We start from the raw sequence: 17,770 nt of genomic DNA, 5'->3' as shown, positions 1-17,770 counted from the left end.
TCAGCGGCCCCGGCCTGCGGCAGGGACGCTGCGGGTGAGGGTCGCCGTGGCGATGTCGAAGGTGTGGGCCCTGTTCCAGTCGAGGGTGGGCCAGACTCGCAGGATCCAGCGGGCCGCGATCCTGGCCGTGGTCCGGTTCAGGTCGATCGTCTCCCCGGCCGCGTCCTTCGCGATGGTGTACGGGTGGGGCCAGGACTGCCTCGGGTCGTTGAGGCTGACGCGGATGGTCGCCAGGCCGGGGATCATGTCGGCGAGCTGGGTCGCGAGACGCTGCTGTCGGGCTGTGTCCGGGCAGGCCGGACTTCCGCCGTCGGCGGTGTGCATGCGATACTCCGTTGTTCGTAGGAGCGCGTGCGGCGTTCTCGTGCGAAGAAGCGCGCCGCCCGCGAGATGTGAATCGGTACCCCTCGGGGTGCTGGCCCGGCGCTTGGGAGTTGGTAGCTCCCGGGCGCCGGTTCTGTCTCTCCTGGGGTTCACGGCCCCCGCGTCTGCATCGCTTCCTCCTTGTCTTTCGGTCGGTGCTCCGCTTACGCGGGGACCAGAACCATATGGCGGCCTCGGGCACAAGTCCATTCCTTGCAACCCTCTGACCAGGGGCGGAACATCGCAGTGTGACCGACCGAAGGTCAACGTACACTGCAATGGCGGACTCTCGTCAACTGCAATGGTGAGGCCTCGCGTGCACATGTGCGAGATCACCACTGGAGTGGATAGCATGGGGGTGACGAAGGGCTGGAGATGACCAACGAGACCGAGCGGCCCTTCGCGGAGCTGCTCGACTACCTGTTCCGCGAGGTGCACCCGAAGGGCCGAGGCCCTTACACGTACGCGGAGGTGTCGAACGGGATCCGGGAGAAGTCCGGGGTCGCCATCTCGGCAAGCGCCATCCAGCAGCTCCGGACGGGGACCAACACGAACCCGAAGATGCAGACCATCGCGGCGCTCGCGGGGTTCTTCGGCGTCTCCCCCTCGTACTTCTTCGACGAGGCGGCGGCGGAGAAGCAGCGGGCGGAGATCCAGCTCGTCGCCGCCATGCGCGATCAGGGAGTTCGCCGGGTCGCACTACGAGCGAGTGGCCTCAGCTCGTCGAGCCTGGACATGCTCAACACGGTGATCGCCCAGGCGAGACGGCTGGAAGGGATCCCGGAAGACCCGGACGACGGCCTGCTCGACGACGAGTGAACCGCTCGGCAACGCCCGCCCCGGCTTGGCGCTTCTAGTGTCGCGACCGGCAATGTTTGCCCCGTAAGGAGCGTCGTCCAGTGCGTGCGATCGCAAGGCGGCCGGAAGTCCTCGTAGCGGAGCTACTAGGGCTTTTGGCCAACGCGGCGAGCGTGCGTGCTGGGCGGCGCGACGGGGCAAAGCTTGCCGGGAGGGGCACTAGGTCGCGGACATCCCGCGCCCCTGCTCCATGAGCACCACCACCCTCAGCCGATCGCTCCGCATGGGCCGGAGGGCGAGGATACGGACGACCACTTCCCGACCGTGGTGCACCGGGAGCCTGAGCCTGCGGGTGTCACCGTCAGGGTGCGCGACGACCTCCGGGCGGTCCCACAGCTTCCGTGCGTCGGCCGATCCGGCGAGGATGTCGCGCTCCAACTCCCGGAGCGCCTCACTCTCCGGGTGCCGAGCACGTTCATAGCGGATCTGACCGAGGTACGGGCGGGCCCAGTCCTGCTCCCAGTTGACGAGTTGTTCACGGGCTTCGTCCTGGAGGAAGGCCCAGCGCATCTGGTTGGCCTGGTACGCCCCCCACGGAAACCACTCCGACACCGGTTCGTTGTAGGCGATCACATTCCAGGCCAGGTCGGTCACGAACGCTGGGTCAGGGGCTTGGTTGTTCAGGAACTCCTGGAGCGCCTCGTCGACCTCGGCCTCGGCATCCGCCTCCGGTACGGCCGCCGGCGCCGGGGGACGGCCGACGGCTCCGAGATAGAGGGCGTGGCGCTCGGCCGGGCTCAGGCGGAGCACCGAGGAGAGCCGGTCGAGGAAGTCCGTGGAGTAATCCGCGCGCTGACCGCGTTCCAGCGAGCCGTACCACCGCTCGCTCACCCCGGCCAGCCGAGCGGTCTCGCGCTGCGTCAACCCGTCGGAGCGCCGACGAGACGCCACGGTCCCCGGCGTCGCCCGAGCGGCTACGCGCTTCCGCCACGAGCGCAGCAGCTCCGGGAGGGACTCGTCGTCGTCATGGCGCCCGCCCCTTGAGGAGTCCATGGCGTGAGACTACGACCAGCCCGTACATGACATGGGCCACAAAATAAGGTGATCACCCATCAGTGGATCTTGCGTCCGTCATTCAGCGTAGCGGAACATAACGGATAGTCCATCATTCAACCTCGATCCCGGCCGGCCTTACTCCTTCGCAACATGCGGAGCTGTCGGGGGCGAATCAAGATCAACGAGCGTTTCACCCTCGCTCGGCTTTCGCCCGACACTCCGACGGCAATCACCACGGGTAATCGGAACTGCGAATTCCTGGAAGCGCGACTTCCTGTCTCCCCTTGGCATGCTCTAACCCTCACCCAGCAGCAAGTTGACGCACCGCACAGACCGAGGGGGATTGCCATGCCCTTGTCACAGAAAAACGAGACACGACTTCGCAGATCATGCGAGGAAAAAGTGGACCGCTTGGGCCTTCCTTATCGGTTCGGCACGCGAGAACTGCGCAGCGCAATCACCGAGTTGCGCGGAAAGCCCATCATCCTCAGGCCACTGAGCACACTCGGGGCGATCGATGCCCCGTGCGGCATACGTCTGGAGACCACAGAGGCTGACCTGCTCTTCTACGAGGAGGGAGCGTCCGTGAACCACCAGCGCCACATCTTGACGCACGAACTGTGCCACGTGTATTGCGACCATCCAGGCAGCCTCGAAGTCGACGCGGAAACCGCGCACGCACTCGGAGTCAACCCGACGCTGGTGATGCGAATGTCCGGGCGGACGAGCTATTCGACCGCCGACGAACGCGAAGCGGAGACGATGGCGAGCGTCATTCGCCAGCGCATCTATCGCGAAAGAGAACTCCCACCCCTTACCCCCGATAAGGGCACAGATAGCTGGGATGTCCTGTTTTCCCAGCCAGTCAAGAAAGGTCGGTTTCGCTTCCGATGAATGCTCTCTTCCTCGGTATGGCTTGTATTCTCGCGGCTGCCGCCGGCTACTGGGTATTCGGCCGAGGCACACCCAGGCCCGCCGGTGCCTGGGCCATGGGAGCGCTCCTGGCGTCGTTCGCCGCCGCCTTCGCCTCGTACTCGCCCCTGGTCGAGGACACGGTCGAGGCAGTCGTCCCGCATGTGGCCCGCCTGCTGAGCAACAGCGCCTCTCTCGCCGCGGCGACCTCGGTCCTGGCCGTCTCCTTCCAGGTGAATCTCCCGCGCGAGGAGGCCCGTCGCCGCACCAGGTCGCGCGTCGGTCTTCTGGCCGCCGCCGTGTCCGGCATGACGCTGCTGTTCGCCGTGGAGCAGATGGCGCACCGGTCCCCGCAGGTCTACGCCCTCTACCTGCTTCTCTTCATCGCCTACCTGGGCTTCGCCGTCGTCGACTTCCTGCGCCAGGCCCTCTTGCAGTCCAGGTCATCGCGGAGGGCCAGCGTCCGCTTCGGCTTCCGTACGGCTGCCGTTGGGTGCGGCTTCGCCCTCGTCTACACGGTCTACAAGCTCACGGTGCTCGTCTCACTCGGGCTCGGCTTCCACCTGTTCCCCGCCCACTCGAAGTGCTCATCGCTGGTGGCGGGCCCCTGCGTGTTCAGCGTGACCTCACCCGCCCTGGCCGTCCTGCTGATCTGCGTCGGCCTCACGCTGCCCGCCGTGGCCTATCCGCTCGCCCAGTACCGTCGCCGCCGTTGGGAGGAGCGGTCCTTCGAGGCTCTCGCACCGCTCTGGCAGGACATGGCGCAGGCCATGCCGCAGATCGTGCTCGCTGCTGCTGACCTGGGCGGCGAAGTGGCCGAGGAACCCGACTTCCTTCTCCAACGACGAGTCATCGAGATCAGCGACGGGATCCTCGCGCTCCGCCCGTACCGCTCACAGCAGGTGGAAGAGGCCGCGAACAAGCTTTCACCAGATCAGGGAGAAAAGAGGGCGGCCTTCGTGGAGGCGGCCGTCGTCAAGGACGCGTTGGCGGCGATGCGTGTGGGCAGGTTCCCTCGGGTTGCCGCAGCCCCGGCGACGGCGGACGCCTCCGCCAGGAAGAGCCTCCGGGACGACGCCGAGTGGCTCCTTCTGGTGGCCGACGCGTACGCACAGCACGGCCCCGTGCGTGTCGCCGACGACGGCAGGACCGAATCGGTTGGAGCCTGATGGCATGAGCGACCCGACAACAGAACCGGCCTTCCCCCGTGGCCCCTACCCGGCCTACGCCGCCCAGAGCTCGCGATGCCCAGTGCAGCAGGTATTGGCCGGCTCGGGCGGGCGCGGCAGCTACCTCGTCACCGGGTACGAGGAAGCCCGCGAAGCCCTCGCGGACCCACGGCTCTCGAAGGACACGGCGGCGTTCTTCGCGGGTAAGGAGTCGCGCCGTGGCCTCCATCCGGCTGTCGCCCACAGCATGCTGGCCACCGACCCGCCGGACCACACCCGCCTGCGCAGGTTGGTGACGGGCTCGTTCACCGCTCGCGCGGTCGAAGAACTTCGACCGTTCATCGCCAGGGCAACCGACACCCTGCTGGACCAGTGGGCGGCCGAAGGCCCCGTCGACCTCGTCGCGGAGCTGGCGGTGCCGCTCCCCGTCATCGTGATCTGCGAGCTGCTCGGTGTCCCGGAAGCAGACCGCGCGGAGGTCCGGCGGTGGTCCGGCGACCTGTTCGCGGCAGGGGCACCCGACACCATCGACGCGGCCTCCCATTCCTTGGCGGACTACATGGCGCGGTTGATCGCCGACAAGCGCGCTCGGCCGGGGAACGCTCTGCTCGACCGCCTCATCTCGGCCCGCGACGGGGACGACCGGCTCTCCGAGGAAGAGCTGGTGTCCCTGGGCGTGCTGCTCCTGGTCGCCGGCCACGAAACGACGACCAACTTCCTCGGAACCGCCGTCCTCTCTCTGCTCCAGCGTCCCTCGGAATTTCAGCGCCTCCGCCGGCGCCCCACCGAAGTCGCTTCGTCGCTCGACGAGCTGCTCCGGTTCGACTCGCCTGTCAGCACCGCGACATTCCGGTTCGCCACCGAGCCCGTCACGCTCGGCGGCGTCGAGATCCCCGCTGGCGAGCCGGTGCTGGTCGCCATCGGCGCCGCCAACCGCGACCCGGCGCGCTGGCCGAAACCGGACGACCTGGATCTCGACCGGAGCGCCGCCGGGCACCTGAGCTTCGGACACGGGATCCACCGGTGTGTCGGAGCTCCCCTTGCCAAGGCCGAGGCGGACATCGTGCTCCGGAAGCTGCTCAGCCGGTTCCCCGATATACGGCTCGCGGTGCCGGGCGAAGAGCTCACTTGGCGGAGGACGCGCCTGGTCCGGGGCCTGGCAGCGCTGCCGGTCCATCCGGTCGCTTCTACGCCCGGGCAATCTCCACCCGACGAGCGATCTGGAACAGCTCGGACGTGACGGCGTGCGGCGGAAAGCGCTCCACGACACGGTGGTGGACATGCTGGCGGTGAACCACCCGGGCCAGGGTGGTGAAGGCGGCCATGTCGAGCTGCTGCTGGGAGGCGAAGCAGCCGAGGGCTGCCCTCTTCGCCTTGAGAAGGCTCGTGGTTCCCATGAAGACCATGTTCGGGTCGAAGCCCTCGCTGTAGGGCGACCGGAAGTAGGTGAGGTTGGCGGCCTCGCGCAAGGCCACCGCCGTTACCTCGCAGCCTGTGACGATGTGGTCGAGGTGCTGGTCCTCCGGATAGTGGGTGTAGACGGTGTCAGGTCGTCGGCGTCCGAATACACGGAAGAGTTCGCCGTTGATGTCGCCCCGGTGGTCGTTGAAGCGGGTATCGGGGATCTCCGAGAAGGTGTACTCCTCCACGCCGAGCACGGCACCGGCGGCAAGGCACTCCGCCCTGCGTACCTGGCGGCCGTCCGGACCGGCTGCCCCTGGTGTCAGGCAGTGCACGCGCACGTGGGCGCCGTTCTCCGCGTACCAGCGCATCCGCATGCCCATCGCGATCTCGGCGTCGTCCGGATGGGCGACCACGACGAGGACGTTCATCTCGGCCCCCGGGAGATGGTGATCACCAGGGCACTGCGCAGAAGGCGGCCGTCGAGCCCCTGCCAGCGGAAGGGTTCGCCATCGGTCGCGGGCCACTTGAGGTAGTGCAAGCTGCCGACGACGTCCGGCGCCCGGCGTTCTCGTCGGAAGGCGATCTTGGACGTCTGGCCGCCGTCCAGGTGGAAGACCTGGACGGGATCGAGCCCGGCCGCAGTGCAGAGGTCGGCGGTCTCACGAACAGTGGCTCCCTGGAAATCCCGCGTCAGTGGGGCACCGTCGAGGACCTGGAGTTGAAGCGTGCGGTCGCGGAGGGCGAGCAGAGTCCGGGCGTAACGAGCGGCCGGACGGAACGGGGAGGTTCCCAGGCTCTGGTCCCAGGCTTCGGTGTGTCCGTCGGCGGCGTCCATCACGGACGGTCCGAGTGAAAGCGCGGACCGGAGCTGTTCGACGCCGACGGTGTCGACGCTGGTCACCCGTACGGGTGCGCCGACTGCCAGATGGCCGGGCCAGGGGCGATGCGCGCGCAGGATGAAGGCGCCGGCGAACAGGTCGGCGCCGCCGCCCGGTCGCACGGCGGTGATCTTCAGCCCATCGGGGGCCGGAGAGACGGCGCAGTCGAGCGCGCCGGGGGTGAACGGGGTGGTGTTGGTGGTCGGATCGACATCGCGGAGGAACCCGGTGCGGGCGTTGTCCCGGTAGCGAATACGGCAGTTCGCGGCGGTGTAGACGGTGAGGTGACCGGGCTGGTCCTGCTGTGGGCGGGGTTCCTTGGAGCCTGCCCAGGTATGGAGGTGACCTGCGGCCGTCAAGGTGCCGACGGCGGTGAGGAGCCGAACTTCGGGACGTCCCTGGCTGATCAGGAGCGCGGGCTTGGTCGCCGTGGGCAGGCCGGCGACCCGGCCGTCGCGGATCGCCAGATCGAGGCAGGGTTCGGTCGGCTGGTAGGCGGGCTCGTCGGAGATGTACGAGAAGGAGCCGCTGACCGCGGCGACGACACGGTCCCGGACGAGATCGCGCAGGTGGAATCCGGCCGATGAGCTCACGGCGTGGCACTGTGCCCTGTCGAGGTCGACGGTGAGGGTGAACGCGTTGGTGAATCCGTCTTCCAGTTCTACCGGCCGCGCTGTGAGCCTGACGCCCGGGGCGATGACGTGCTCCCCGTACGGGCTGCGCCGTGCGAAGGCGTTCTGGTCGCGGGCCAGGATCTGGATGTCGGTGACGGGGAACCCTCGGGCGCGCAGGGCCACGAGCGCGTTCCGCTCCTCCGGGTCGGTCGCCTGGTCGGTGGGGGCGTTCACGCCGCAGCCTGTTCCGTGATGCCGAGCAGACGCGGCAGGGTGACGTTACCGGAGTCCAGGAGGTGGGTGATCAGCCTCCGGTACTTCTCTCCCACCCGGAGCGGCGCGGTGAGGGGGTACGGGGTGATGAGCGCGGCGAGGCGGTAGAGGAGTACTCCGGCAGCGAGGGTCGCCGTCAACGCTTCGACTTCATCGCTTTGGGCGGAGTGGGGTGCGGCATCACCGTAGGAGCTCAGCAGGGCGGTTGCGAGCGCGGGTGCCTCGGCCGGCCACCGCAGGTGGTGCAGGAGGATGTGCGCGAGGAGGTATGCCACGTCGTAGAGGGGCGAGTTCCGGTGGACGTTGTCGAGATCGACGAAGGCCACACGGCCGGCGGCGAGGCTGAGGTTCTTCGGGGCGACGTCTCCGAGCACGAGCTGCCGGCAGGGGAGCGCGGCCAACTCCGTACAGGCGTCCAGCAGTACGGGATGCCGGCCGGGCCGCAGGCAGAAGTCGAAGGTGTGCTCCCGGAACCAGTCGTCGCCTTGTGACCGGATCGGAGTGCGCACGGCGGCGGTGGCGCGATGGACGTGAGCGAGGGCGCGTCCGAGGCGGGTCACCTCGTCGGTGGTGGCCGGTCGCTGGTCCAGGTGTTCGTGCCAGGTGCGGCCGTCGGGAAAGACGTCCGTCATGATCATGGCGTGGGCTTGCGGCAGGAAGGCGAGCATGCGCGGAAAGTGGTCAGGCAGGGCCTGTCCGTAGATACCGAGGGCGCGGTGCTCGTCGGCGATCAGCGCCGGATCGGTGCTCAGGGTGGGGATGTTGGCGAAGCGGTTCCCGCGCACTTTAAGGATGGCGTGTCCGGCGTCACCGTGGACGCGGAAGACGTGGCTGACGTTGCCGCCGGTCGCGCGCTCGAAGCGGGTGACCTTCCCGGTGTGCTGGGCGCAGGCGGCGAGAACGTCGGGCAGGTGGCGGCCGAGGAGTTCGTCGGGTCCCGGCACCGCAGGGGCGTCCGGGGCGGGGTTCGGGGTGGTCACCGCGCCTCCTCCAACCGGACGGGCGGGAGGGCCGGGATCTCCTGGTCCGTACGGAAGTCGAGGGTGGCGGCCGGGCTGCCGCCGGTGTGTCGCTGGGCCATCGAGAGGTAGACGCCGGCCATGAGGCGGGCGGAGCGACGGTGGGCGGTCAGGTCGGAGGCCATCTGCTCGCGCGGGAGCTGTCCGGCCAGGTACAGCAGAAACTCGGTCACGGCCCGGTGGCGGGAAGCCCTCTGGGTGGGGAGCGTCGTGGCGGGGCCGGGTCCCACGGTGAGGTCGTCGAAGCCGAAGGTGGCGTACCTCTTCCACCGTGGCCGTAGGCGGTTGTTCCGGAAGACGTGGACGGCGATGTGGTCGGCGCCGCCGACCGCTGCCGGATCGGCTTCCGCCGTGTCGTCGTGGAGGGTCTGGAGGCAGTGGAAGTGGAGTGCCTGGAACGGGCCCTGCTGGATGATGTGGCTTTCTTGCCCGACGCGGCCGTTGCGCTTGTAGAGGTCGGCCAGTACGGGGGCGAGGTTTCCCCTCTGGGAGAAGGTGTGGTGTGCGAGGTTGATGCTGCCCAGCGTCATGGTCCGTCCACCACTGCGGCAGGCGATCGACGAGAAGGCGTCCACCTCACCGAAGTTGCCTGTCACCCGCTGGAGTTCGTCCTGTCCGTAGGGGTTGCGGGCACCGAAGCCCGGTAACAGCCGCTCGTGGTCGGCCACGGTGAGCTGGGCGAGGGCGTCCGGAGGGCGGGTGATCTGCGTGATCACCTCCACCTCGTCCAACGCCTTGCCGGGGCGCTCTCCGGCGGCGATCAGCCAGGGCACGATGTCGAAGAGGTGATAACCGGAGTGGGCGGCCTTTCCGTATCCGTGATCGAAGCCGTGGTAACTGAGGTCGACCAGTTCGTCCGGCAGGCGCCACTGCCCGTCGCCGTGGAAGGACTGGACCGAGGTGACCGGGCAGTTCGTCTCGTCGGCCACCTCGGCGATCAGTTCGCGCATCCGCTGGAACGCGGGGTGGTAGCGACGCTGGCTGAGAACGCTCACCACCACGGCGGAGGCGCGCAGGCGGGCCTCTGCGTACGCGCGGAGGAGCGTGTCGTAGTCCTCGGCGATGGCGGCGGCTGCCGCAGGGTTCACCGACGCCCCGGCGTGAACGCTCAGCGGCTTGTCCAGCAGCACGGAAAGCCCCCGCTCCAGCGCCCATAGGACATAGGGGACATGGGCGGACGGCTCCGTCGCCACCACAACCCCACGGATCCGTTCGCGGACGACCAGCTCGTCCAGGACCGTGCGCGTCGCCGCCGGGAGGCTCGTACGCGATGAAGGGAACGGCTCCACGCCGATCACCGGCAGCAGGCGGGCCTCGCCGACCGGGCCGTACGGAACGGGCAGTTGTGCCACGGCGGGCAGGTCGACGCCGGTCACGGTGCCGGCCAGCCCCCTGTCCTGGCAGGCCGCCAGTGCGGGGAGGTGGTTCAGGCGGGTGTGCGGGCCGACGCCGATCACCAGCAGGTTCGTCGTCATCGCCGTACCACCTGGGTGAGGTGCGTGAGCCTGGGCAGGACGCCTTCGCCGACCCAGTACGTCTCCTCCAGGTGGGGGAAGCCGGAGAGGATGAACTCGTCGATCCCCAGTGCGGCGTATTCGGCGATGCGGTCGGCGACCTCCTGGTGGGAGCCGACGAGCGCGGTGCCGGCGCCGCCACGCAGCAGCCCCACCCCGGCCCACACATTGGGGTAGATCTCCAGGTCCGATGTACGGGCGCTCTCGCGGTACCGGGCGTGCAGGCTGCTCATACGGGCCTGGCCGGTGGACTGGCTGGCGGCCAGCGTGGTCTGGACACGGGCGACATGGGCACCGTCCATCCCGGCCAGGAGCTTTTCGGCGGCTGTCCAGGCTTCGGCGTTCGTGTCCCGGGTCACGACGTGGAACCTGATGCCGAAGCGGAGCGTACGGCCGTACTCGGCGGCCAGGCCCCGCATCCAGTCCAGCTTCCGGGTGACCTGCCCGGGCGGCTCACCCCAGGTGAGGTACGTGTCCACGTGCTCGGCGGCGACCGGCCCGGCCTCCGCCGACGACCCGCCGAAGTAGAGGCGCGGCATCGGGTCGGGGGGCGCCATGACGGTGGCACCGCGTACGTCGTAGTGCCGGCCGGCGAACGTGAACGGCGCGCCCGACCATGCTCCTCGGAGGATGGTGAGGAACTCGGCACACCGCTCGTAACGCTGGGCCTTGCTCAGGTGGTCGCCGAAGCGCGCCTGCTCGTCTGCTTCACCGCCGGTGACGACGTTCAGGAGCAGTCGTCCGCGAGAGACGCGCTGGAAGGTGGCGGCCATCTGGGCGGCGATCGTCGGGGAGATGAATCCGGGCCGGAACGCGACCAGGTACCGCAGCCGCTCGGTCTCCTGGGCGAGGGCGGCGCAGATCAGCCAGGCGTCTTCGCACCAGGTGCCGGTCGGCGTGAGGACGGCGTCGAAGCCCACGTGCTCGGCGGCTTGGGCGATCTGGGTCAGGTAACGGATATCGGGCGCGCGGAACCGGTCGGCGCCCGGGTCGGCGGCGGCTTCGGCGTCGTGCCCAGGGCCGTGGGTGCCGCGCGTTCCGACGGTGAGGGACCGGCCGTCGCTGGCCGTGGGGAGGAACCAGTGGAACTTCGCCATGATGGACTCCAGAGTCAGTCGGAGAACAGGTCGCCCTCCGCGCGGGCCCGCAGGCGCCGGAGGACCTGCTCGGGGATGTCGACCGCCCCGTCGGCCAGAGCGGCGGCAGCGCGGGCGCGACCGCGCTCGCCGGGGAGACGCAGCATGCCGCCGTCTGCGTCCCGTGCCCTGCGGAGCCGTTCCGTGAAGCGGCTGTTGGCGGTGGCGGTCTGCCCGTCGGGGACCGCGAAGGACGGGTCGAGGGCGATGAAGGTGTAGCCGGTGGTCCAGGTGTCGCCCACCTCGTCCCCCATCGGGAAGGCGAACAGGGAGCCGGTGAGGGACTGCAAGAGCAGAGAGAGGGCGAAGCCTCGGTGCTCGCCGAACACCACGGCAGAGCAGGCGCGGTCCGGATCGTCGGTGGGCCGACCGTCCGCGTCCACGAAGCATCCGGCCGGCAGGGGCTGTCCCGACCGCCTGCACTCCCACAACACGCCCATCGGGGACAACGTGGTGGACATGTCGGCCGACAGCGGCTCATCGAGAGTCGGCAGCGCGTAGGAGAGGGGGTTCACGCCCAGCACGGGGGTACGGCCACCCGAGACGGCGGCCTCGGCCCGGGAGGTGTTCGTGGCGATGCCGATCAGGCCGTGGCGGGCGATCTCCTCGGTCCAGGAGGCGAGGATGCCGTACCGCTGGGTGTTGATCATCCCGACGAGCCCGGCACCGTACCGGGCGGCCTTCTCCAGGGCGACGCGGACGGCGAACGTGGCGCTCAGCGGACCGATCTCACGATGCGCGTCGATGACCGCGAACACACCGCGCTCGCGCACCACCTCCGGCGGCGCCTGGCGCTCGTGGAAGAACCGGGCCTCGAAGCAGAGCTTCGCGACACCGTGTGACGTCTTGCCGCGCAGTTCACCGGTCAGATAGTGCTCCACCACCAGAGAGGTTTCCTGGTCCGGGACACCGGCGGCACGGCAGACGGCCGCCATCAGCTTCCTCAGATCCGTGATGGCCACCCGCACGGCTACCGCCCTCCCGAGGGGTGCTCGTACGGTGCCACCGGCCTGGTCTTCCCAACGCGCCGGCAACGGGGGTGAGGCATGGGTCTCCTTCACTTCGGAGGAATAGAGGAATACGGGGTGAGTGCGACTCCGGCCGGGTCCGTGGTGGGGGCGGATGTCGTGGTCAGTCGCCATGCCGTGGTCAGTCGCCATGCCGTGGTCAGTCACCGCGATGGGCTCGGAGCCATCGGCGTGCGGCCAGAGCCTGTGCCCGCCGCTCCGCTCTCCTTCGTACGGGGCAGGAGGCGGCCCGCTCGGCTCGTCGGCGGGCCAGGGCCGCGACGAAGGTGTCGACAGCCGCCTCTCCGGCCGCCAACCACTCCGGGAAGGTGTCCGCCGCCCAGCGCTCCGCGCCGGCGGGGGCGGCGCCCGCGTCGATGAGGCCGGCCAGCAGGAATCCGAGGTTGAGCCAGGGCGCCGCTCTGGCGGGTAGCGCCCAGTCCACCAGTCGCGCGGTGCCGTCCTCGCCCACCAGGATGTTGCCCGAGTTGAGATCCGTGTGGACGAGCCGGTCGCCGGCCAGCAGCCCGAGGTCCAGGTCGGTCCCGAACCGGGCCCAGCGGTCCTGGAGCGGCGTCGAGGCGGAGGTGTCGTGTCCGGCGGCGGCGCAGAGCCGCCGCATCACCCCCGCCAGCGCTTCGAGGTCGGTTGAGTCGGCGGACAGGTCAGCGTGTCGGCCCTCCACGTGTTCGTACACGAGGAAGGTCCATGTACTGGTGGTGCCGTGGTGCAGAACCCTCGGGGAAATGCCCGCGACGCCGGGCGCGATACGTGCCTCGTTCGCCAAGGTGTACGCCGCTCGGTGAGCGCGCGGCATGGCCTTGAGGAACACCCTCGTGGAGGGGACATCGAGGGTGAGGGCGAGATACGCGTTCACACCGGCCGACGCGCTGGTGGCGGAGTGAACCGGGCCGACCGATGCTTCGACCGCGCGCCGCAGTTGTTCGGGCGTTCTCTCCCACGCGACTCGCCTCGGACGCGACACCGTGTGAGGGAGGCGGGACACGTCGCCGGGCCTGCCGGACGGTGCGGACATGGTTGCCTCCTTCATGCGGGGCCGGCTGATAGGACGCTGAGATGTGGGGAAGGCGCGGGAGGGCGGCTCCGGCACCGCCCACCCTTCGGGCTAGCGGTACTCGTTCGTCATCCGGCCGAGGACCAGGTGGCCTCGCTGGACCAGGTCCTCCCGGTCCTTGACGAGGCCGGAGTTCAGGTACGAGACGCCCAGCCGTACGGTCAGCAGCCTCAGCAGCCGCTCTTCCCGCTCCGACAGGTCCCTGCCGTACCCGGCGAAGTACGCCGCCTTGAGGTCCGGCCGCGTGGCCCAGACCGCTCCGCACAGCCATACGAACTCCCCGACGGCGTGGCCGTACCGGGACATCGCGAAGTCGATCAGCGCGTGCTGACGGGTCTCGGCATCCCACAGCCAGTTCCGGGTGGAGTAGTCGCCGTGCTGGAAGACCAGCGGGAGGTGTCCGGCCAGCTCCGGCAGTTCCTTGGACGCGGCTTCGACCAGGGCGAGTTCGTCGGCGTTCAGGTGCTCGGCGGTGCTCCGGAGGCAGGCGGCGGCCTCATCCGCCTGCTCGCGCATCGCGGTGCCGACCGCCTGGCGGTCGTCCTCGGACGGCAGTCCGGAGTGGTCGTGCCACCGGCGCAGGAGGCGGCCCGCGTCCTCGTACACCCGGGACTCCGCCCCCTTGTCCAGAGGCAGTTCCCGGACGACCTTTCCGGGCAGTGGCGAACTCATGATCGCGCGGAGTCCGGGGTGCGCGGCCAGCAGCCGAGGGGCCTCGCGGTCGTCCAGGACCTGCGCGGCGTAGGCGTAGCCGACGATCTCGCGGTCGAAGTCCAGTTCGCTCGGGCTGAGTTTGACGAACGCCGCGTTCGGGCCGGCCGTCACCCGCCAGACCCGCGAGTTGCCCCGGGGCCAGGACACGTCCGTGACCCCGTCGAGGCCGTTCAGGTTGGTGGTGACCCATTCGCGCAGGTCGGACGGGAAAGGTTTGTCGGTCATGAGATGTCGTCTCCGGTTGATCAGCAGTAACAGGATGGTGCGGCAGTACGGCGGCCGGGCGGGTGCGCGGCGTCTCCGAGGGTTTCGAAGGAGCAACAGCCGGAAGCGGGCAGTGGGTACGACCGGTCTGCCGGGCGGTATCCGGGCGGACCCGGGACGGTCAGAAGTAGTCGGCGAGCCAAGGCTCTCGGTCGGCGGTGGCCAGCAGGAGCTTGGTGATCGCGGCGGGATCCCCGCGCACCCCGGCGAGGGCAGCCGCCGCCGCGCTGCGGTATCCGCCTGCGTACCAGACCGCGAACTGGCCCCTGGTCAGGGTCAGGCCGGCCCGGCTGTCGCCGTCGGCCAGTTCACCACGGCCGTCGGCGACCCGGAGAACGTAGTTTTCCGTCCCACGGCCGTCGTCGGAGGTGACAGCCAGCGGAAGAACGAGGTCGAGCCCGCCCGGCCAGCCCCGCAGTTCCACCGCGCGGCGCAGGTCGAGGACGCGGAGCATCCAGGGGTGCCACGACCGTGCCGCCGCCGCACCGGTCCGGCGCAAGGTGTGCTGGAGCAGCGGGCCGGGTGGCAGGCCGGTGCGTTGGAACACGACGGCGGGGATCCGGCTGTTGTGGCGGCCGAGGAAGGCGAACATCGCGGAGGCGGTGGCGTGGTCGGCGGCCCAGAAGTCGTGGACGACCAATTGGCGCCCGCCGGCCGGTGGTCGCTCACCTGCCACTGACAGCACCCCGGTGGGCTCCCCTCCGGAGGGCCCGAAGTGATAGGTGCCGGCAGCGGGGTGCTGTGCCTGCTGCCAGCCCGACCACCATGCGGGTCGCTGCCAGGTGCCGTTCCACTGCCCGGCCAGTGTGTCCCACAGCGGGGAGAGTCGCGGGACTCCGCCGTGATGGACCTCGATGTCGGACTCGCCGAACACTCTCCACAGCTCGTCGGTCGGCACGGCCCACGAGAACACCGTGGTCGGCGCTTCCCAGCCCATCCGCCGTACGTAGTTGGTCGACGAGGTCCATACGGTGGCGAGGACGGCCCCCTGGTCGCGAAGCGGTCGCAGTCGCTCGGCGGTCAACCGCGCGGCGATGCGCTCGCCGCGTTCCTCCGGTGCCACGCACCCGCAGGCCAGGCTGGCGCTGGGTACGGGCCGGCCGCCGAACCACTGCGGGATCAGCAGGCCCAGGCCGCCGGCGATGACCTTCCCGTCGCGCAGCACCACACGCCGGTCGGCATGCCGGCCCAGGCGCGTGATGTCTTCGACGGGGTGCCCGTACGCCCGGCGGGCCAGGGCGTCGTACTCGTGCCATACGTCGTCGTCGGCTTCGGTGAAGACCAGCGGTGGAGCGGCCATGAAACTCTCCTTGGCTCCTAGTAGCCGGTGGTGTCGCGCGTGCTGCCGCCGTCGGCGGGAACGAAGAATGTGCGGGTGCAGCTCAGGACCCGCTGGTCGTTCTGGTTGTGGCCCTCGACCCGGCAGGCGACGATCCCTCGTTCGGGACGGCTGCGGGAGCGCCGGGCGGCCAGGATCGTGCTCTGGGCATGCAGGGTGTCGCCGACGTGTACGGGGTGCTCGTACCGCACATCGTCCAAGGCGAGGTTGCCGCTGGTCATGGCGCTGGTGGCGCGGACCGTCATGCCCAGTACGACGTTGAGGGTGAGGATTCCGCAGACCAGCACCTGTTCGTGGCCGGTCTTCCGGCAGAAGTCGAGGTCGGAGTGGACCGGCGCCTCGTTGCCCATCAGGGCGAGTACGTGGACGTGTTCGGCCTCGGTGATGGTCCGGGCCGGCCGGTGCTCGATGACCAAACCGATGGCGCACTCGTCGAGGCTGAGTCCGATGACTTCGCGGACACGGTTCTCCGCGATCCGCCGGAAGCCCGGCAGGAGGCCACTACTCATGGTCGGACCCCTTCGTACGGCGGGAGGCGGGTTCGTGTCCCGCTCGGGCGGTCAGAGAGCGCGCGGCGGCCACTATCGGCGGGCCCACCATGGCACCACCGACCGTGGTGATCGTGCCGTCGGCGGCGTCAGCGGCCTCGACAACGGCGCGCGCGAACTCCAGCTCGCTCCGACTGGGCCGGAACGCATCCTGGATCACCGGGAGTTGAGCAGGGTGGATGGCCACCTTCCCCACGAACCCGAGTTCTGCGGCCTCTTCGGCCTCACGACGCAGACCGTCCGGGTCGTGCAGGCTGAAGTACGGGGAGTCCACCGCCGGCAGACCTGAGGTGGCCGCCATGGCCGCGAGGATGGCCCGCGGGTACCACATGGCCCGACTCGTGATCTTGCACCCCGCCTCGGCCGCGTAGTCCGCAGCGCCGAAGACCACCCCGGTGAGGCAGGGTGCGCGCAAGATGTCGGTCAGGTTCTGGATCCCGCGAGGGGACTCGATGAGCGCCCATACCTGGGACGGCGTCGAGGCGTCTCCTCTGATCTGGTCGACGAGTCCGATGTCCCGGGCCGATTCGGCCTTGGGCACCAGCAGCAGGTCCGGCCAGTGGCCGTGCTCCGCCAGCTCGGCCAGGTCTTTCAGCCCGTGGAGGGTACCGGGCGCGTTCACCCGTACCCCCACGGTCGCCGGGAAGGTGGCCTCCCCCTGGTCGTGGAGACGCAGGAAGCGCAGCACCAAGCGTCGGGCCTCGTCCTTCTGCGGCTCGGGGACGGAGTCCTCCAGGTCCAGAAGGGCGACGTCAGCTCCCGAGCCGGCCGCCGTGGCAAAGCGGTCGGGAGAGATCCCCGGTGTGACCAACCAAATGTGCCGACCCGCTCGGGCACCGGTGCCCGAGCGGGCGTTCGCCGGTTTGTCCTGCATGGAAGTTCCCTTCACGCTGCGTCCCAGAGGCACCGGGCAGTCGGTGCCGATGCCTCTGGGGCGGTGAAATATCGGCACGATGGCCGTGGAGATCGGAACATGGTGGGACAGGGCGTCTCGTCTGTGGAAGGGACGGCGGTCCGCGCACTTACGCCGAAGCTCAGGGCGGTGTCCGGCGTGGCAGGGCGGTCTCGGCCTCTTGCTCCAGGTCGACCACGGTGACTCCGACAAGGCGGACCACGGACTGACTGGCGAGGATCCAGGGCATGCGCATGTCTCCGTAGGCCACCGGCCTCCCGTCATCGGGCATCCGCACCGGGCGTCCGAAGGCGTCACCGGCGCAGAGGGCACCGATGACTCCGTAGAGCAGGGGGAGCCGGACGCGCATCGCCAACGGTCGGCCGTCCAGGTGCGGGCACTGCGTCGCGGAGGTGAGAGCGTGCGGCAGACAGACCGGGGGCTGGGCGGTCAGCACTCCCTCGACGGGGGTGATGTTCTCCGCAGGGAAGGTGTTCTCCGAGACGACCGGGCCGTGCAGGAAAAGCCAGCCGCGCTCGTCGCGGTCGGCGGGCCGCGTACAGATCTGGCAGAGCAGCCCTTCCATGCATCGGCGTTGACGGCGTGGATGGACATCTCGCCAGCGAGGAGGAGCGTCCTCCGGCGCCCTCGCGCACCGGGCGTAGAGGGTTCGTCGGTGATCACGGTCGTCGGGGATCTCGTTTCGGTACCCGAGTCCGCGGCGGCCGACGATCAGATCCGAGAGCGAGCCGGGGGCTTCGCCCCGACGGGCCGTGATGTAAGGGACCACCAGTC

18 protein-coding genes are annotated in these 17,770 nt (G+C 69.5%); 4 read left to right on the top strand and 14 right to left on the bottom strand.

Translation table 11 applies throughout. The features are described from left to right. Complete coding sequence (locus AB0O07_RS19285; protein WP_365634607.1) at positions 1–324, bottom strand: transcriptional regulator; 324 nt, start codon at positions 322–324, stop codon at positions 1–3. A gap of 414 nt (positions 325–738) precedes the next feature. On the opposite strand from AB0O07_RS19285, the gene AB0O07_RS19280 reads away from it, so the two are divergent. Beyond that, the gene (locus AB0O07_RS19280; protein WP_365634605.1) at positions 739–1,182 is read left to right on the top strand and encodes a Secondary metabolite protein; all 444 of its coding nucleotides are present in this window, start codon (positions 739–741) and stop codon (positions 1,180–1,182) included. A 198-nt stretch (positions 1,183–1,380) separates the two neighbouring features. Here AB0O07_RS19280 and AB0O07_RS19275 read toward each other — a convergent pair whose 3' ends face one another. Further along, positions 1,381–2,214: a helix-turn-helix domain-containing protein gene (locus tag AB0O07_RS19275; protein ID WP_365634602.1), complete on the bottom strand. Its 834-nt coding sequence runs from the start codon at positions 2,212–2,214 to the stop codon at positions 1,381–1,383. Positions 2,215–2,619: 405 nt separating this feature from the next. Between AB0O07_RS19275 and AB0O07_RS19270 the strand changes: the two genes are divergently transcribed. From AB0O07_RS19270 to AB0O07_RS19260, 3 genes are read left to right on the top strand one after another with little or no spacing between them, the layout of a single operon-like run. Continuing rightward, positions 2,620–3,111, top strand: coding sequence for a regulator component (locus tag AB0O07_RS19270; protein ID WP_365634599.1), 492 nt, complete (start codon positions 2,620–2,622; stop codon positions 3,109–3,111). Next, positions 3,108–4,298 carry an MAB_1171c family putative transporter gene (locus tag AB0O07_RS19265; RefSeq protein WP_365634596.1) on the top strand — a complete coding sequence of 397 codons (1,191 nt, stop codon included), beginning with the start codon at positions 3,108–3,110 and terminating at the stop codon, positions 4,296–4,298. Before AB0O07_RS19270 ends, AB0O07_RS19265 begins: the two co-directional genes overlap by 4 nt. Positions 4,299–4,302: 4 nt before the next feature. Beyond that, a complete protein-coding gene (locus AB0O07_RS19260) occupies positions 4,303–5,538 on the top strand; it encodes a cytochrome P450 (RefSeq protein WP_365634593.1) in 1,236 nt (411 codons plus the stop codon). Here AB0O07_RS19260 and AB0O07_RS19255 read toward each other — a convergent pair. The 12 genes from AB0O07_RS19255 to AB0O07_RS19200 form a co-directional block, all read right to left on the bottom strand. Beyond that, positions 5,486–6,130, bottom strand: coding sequence for a PIG-L family deacetylase (locus AB0O07_RS19255; RefSeq protein WP_365634590.1), 645 nt, complete (start codon positions 6,128–6,130; stop codon positions 5,486–5,488). The genes AB0O07_RS19260 and AB0O07_RS19255 overlap by 53 nt on opposite strands. Then, the gene (locus tag AB0O07_RS19250; RefSeq protein ID WP_365634588.1) at positions 6,127–7,428 is read right to left on the bottom strand and encodes a phosphodiester glycosidase family protein; all 1,302 of its coding nucleotides are present in this window, start codon (positions 7,426–7,428) and stop codon (positions 6,127–6,129) included. Before AB0O07_RS19250 ends, AB0O07_RS19255 begins: the two co-directional genes overlap by 4 nt. Continuing rightward, positions 7,425–8,447 (bottom strand): phosphotransferase, encoded by a 1,023-nt coding sequence (locus AB0O07_RS19245; RefSeq protein WP_365634585.1) that lies wholly within the window; start codon positions 8,445–8,447, stop codon positions 7,425–7,427. Before AB0O07_RS19245 ends, AB0O07_RS19250 begins: the two co-directional genes overlap by 4 nt. Next, the gene (locus AB0O07_RS19240) at positions 8,444–9,961 is read right to left on the bottom strand and encodes a Gfo/Idh/MocA family oxidoreductase (RefSeq protein ID WP_365634583.1); all 1,518 of its coding nucleotides are present in this window, start codon (positions 9,959–9,961) and stop codon (positions 8,444–8,446) included. Before AB0O07_RS19240 ends, AB0O07_RS19245 begins: the two co-directional genes overlap by 4 nt. Then, positions 9,958–11,100, bottom strand: a complete 1,143-nt coding sequence (locus AB0O07_RS19235) for an LLM class flavin-dependent oxidoreductase (protein ID WP_365635284.1) — start codon at positions 11,098–11,100, stop codon at positions 9,958–9,960. Before AB0O07_RS19235 ends, AB0O07_RS19240 begins: the two co-directional genes overlap by 4 nt. An 11-nt stretch (positions 11,101–11,111) precedes the next feature. After that, a complete protein-coding gene (locus AB0O07_RS19230) occupies positions 11,112–12,104 on the bottom strand; it encodes an Ldh family oxidoreductase (RefSeq protein WP_365634580.1) in 993 nt (330 codons plus the stop codon). Positions 12,105–12,303: 199 nt separating this feature from the next. Then, positions 12,304–13,179 carry a hypothetical protein gene (locus AB0O07_RS19225; protein ID WP_365634578.1) on the bottom strand — a complete coding sequence of 292 codons (876 nt, stop codon included), beginning with the start codon at positions 13,177–13,179 and terminating at the stop codon, positions 12,304–12,306. A 90-nt stretch (positions 13,180–13,269) separates the two neighbouring features. Then, the gene (locus AB0O07_RS19220) at positions 13,270–14,157 is read right to left on the bottom strand and encodes an aminoglycoside phosphotransferase family protein (RefSeq protein WP_365634575.1); all 888 of its coding nucleotides are present in this window, start codon (positions 14,155–14,157) and stop codon (positions 13,270–13,272) included. A 160-nt stretch (positions 14,158–14,317) separates the two neighbouring features. Beyond that, complete coding sequence (locus AB0O07_RS19215) at positions 14,318–15,496, bottom strand: GNAT family N-acetyltransferase (protein WP_365634572.1); 1,179 nt, start codon at positions 15,494–15,496, stop codon at positions 14,318–14,320. A 17-nt stretch (positions 15,497–15,513) separates the two neighbouring features. After that, positions 15,514–16,044 (bottom strand): MaoC family dehydratase, encoded by a 531-nt coding sequence (locus AB0O07_RS19210; protein ID WP_365634570.1) that lies wholly within the window; start codon positions 16,042–16,044, stop codon positions 15,514–15,516. Then, positions 16,037–16,894: an aldolase/citrate lyase family protein gene (locus AB0O07_RS19205; protein ID WP_365634567.1), complete on the bottom strand. Its 858-nt coding sequence runs from the start codon at positions 16,892–16,894 to the stop codon at positions 16,037–16,039. Before AB0O07_RS19205 ends, AB0O07_RS19210 begins: the two co-directional genes overlap by 8 nt. A 223-nt stretch (positions 16,895–17,117) precedes the next feature. Continuing rightward, positions 17,118–17,561: a hypothetical protein gene (locus AB0O07_RS19200; RefSeq protein WP_365634564.1), complete on the bottom strand. Its 444-nt coding sequence runs from the start codon at positions 17,559–17,561 to the stop codon at positions 17,118–17,120. Positions 17,562–17,770 lie beyond the last annotated feature (209 nt).

The organism is Streptomyces sp. NPDC093085, from assembly GCF_040683935.1.
Classification (GTDB): Bacteria; Actinomycetota; Actinomycetes; order Streptomycetales; family Streptomycetaceae; genus Streptomyces.
The sequence above is the reverse complement of the archived record's forward strand: the minus strand, read 5'-3'. Positions and strand labels throughout refer to the sequence as shown.